This window comes from Vibrio sp. 03_296, from assembly GCF_002265885.1.
Genome location: NZ_NPKW01000688.1, coordinates 1 through 1530, shown reverse-complemented (window position 1 = coordinate 1530; position 1530 = coordinate 1). Strand labels below are relative to the sequence as shown.

Here is a 1530-nt window from a genome sequence, read left to right as displayed (position 1 = left end):
TGAAGTGATCGCAATTGAGTTCGATCAGTTCAGTGTTTTTGCGACTAAAGTATTCGCGGCTTGCCAGGTGCGAGTAGGAGCCCTTAGAGCCTAGAAATGCGACTCGAGCGAGAGGTTCCGGCTCTGCTCAGGGTTGAGCATGGTTTTCAGGTACGATTGCTGTAGCAGCACTGAATCTTCAATAATGGTATGGAACAGCTTGGTGATGTACTGAGCGTCGAGCTGATATTTCTCACGGCCATTGGTGATCACGTTTTACCAGTAACTTGTTGTTCACGTCGAGGCGCTATGACTGGTTTCGAGGTTTCAACTTTGCTTTTTGCAACTTCAATGCTGAGCTTGCGACGCTCAGAGAGCAAGCTGAGTAGTTGGTCATCTAAATCATTTAATCGCAAACGAATCTCATCGAGAGAAAGTGGCTGTTCAGTCATCGCTCATTTCCTTAATAAAAAAGCCCCCCGATGTGGGAGTCTTCTGTTGTTTTGACTTTTCTTTCACAAACGAGTTAGCCCCTCCGCTATCGAAGAAAAAAGAAGTCAAAAATAAACAGAGAGTGGATTTGCATAAATAGTAAACTTTTGTGAATGTGGGAACACAATAAGCAAGCCAGGCATTGAGCGTCAAGCAAAAAATGGCGCCTTTTGGCGCCATTCCCTCAATCTGGTTGATGATTATTCTTCTTCTACGACTTCTGGTTTTTCAGCTCGACGTGCATCAGGCTTATGTTGCAGTTTGTTCAATTGTCGTTCTAGTTTTGTCTTCCACTCGTTGATGGCTGCGTATAGATCTTCATGAATCGCGGAAGCAATTAGCTGTCCTTTAGGAACCTTAATCACGGCCTCGAACTTCATCTGTTTTCCAGGTTCTTCACTAAAGGTCGTTTGACAACTAATAATGTCGGTTTGCCATTTTTCTAGCTTTTTAAATTTGCTCTCAATGTGATTGCGGATAGCAGAGGTGATTTCGATGTTTTTACCAGTGATGTTTAGTTTCATAAATGCTGTTTCCTCTGTTGCATCCCTCATGGGTTGACTCCAGATTACGATTTTAAGGATAAAAGAATGTGATCTGAATCACATTTTGATGGGCGTTTTTTATTGTTCAAGARGAATGTGATCTTTCGCAAGCCTTGTTGTTTTTTCTTTGAAAAAAGCTTGTGTCTTCGATAGGAAAACAGTAGATTGGGTAGAGTAGATGGCTGAAATTCAACTGGTTTCAGGGGAGCTGTTCAGCTTAAATAACGAGTTGATATCAAAAGTAACCAATATCGATTGTGATCTTGTCGCTATGATTCATATAAAAACGCCGCTGTATTAGCGGCTGTTTGTGTTTCTTGTCATCGTGGCATTAGAGCGGATTCATACGTATCAACGCTTCGGTGCGTGCGATGGCATCTTGTAAACCTAATTGTTTATACGCCTCAAGCTGGATTTTGAGTGATTTTCTCGCAGCGATGGTATCTGGATAGTTTTCTGCAACTCCTGAGAACGGTTGATGGCTGCAATCCAAGCTTCGCGACGCAAGTAATAA

At 42.4% G+C, this 1530-nt stretch carries 1 protein-coding gene and 2 pseudogenes; all 3 read right to left on the bottom strand.

Annotated features, from left to right (window positions below; genetic code table 11):
• A pseudogene (locus CIK04_RS27160) lies at window positions 1–431 on the bottom strand (chorismate mutase); the annotation flags it as partial.
• A 240-nt stretch (window positions 432–671) separates the two neighbouring features.
• Window positions 672–995 carry a ribosome-associated translation inhibitor RaiA gene (raiA, locus tag CIK04_RS27155; RefSeq protein ID WP_128824727.1) on the bottom strand — a complete coding sequence of 108 codons (324 nt, stop codon included), beginning with the start codon at window positions 993–995 and terminating at the stop codon, window positions 672–674.
• A gap of 352 nt (window positions 996–1347) precedes the next feature.
• Window positions 1348–1530 (bottom strand): annotated as a pseudogene (gene bamD / locus CIK04_RS27150) (outer membrane protein assembly factor BamD); the annotation flags it as partial.

Bases quoted from the DNA above. Each gene is read 5' to 3' on its own strand.
- raiA (WP_128824727.1), bottom strand. From the start codon at position 995: ATGAAACTAAACATCACTGGTAAAAACATCGAAATCACCTCTGCTATC.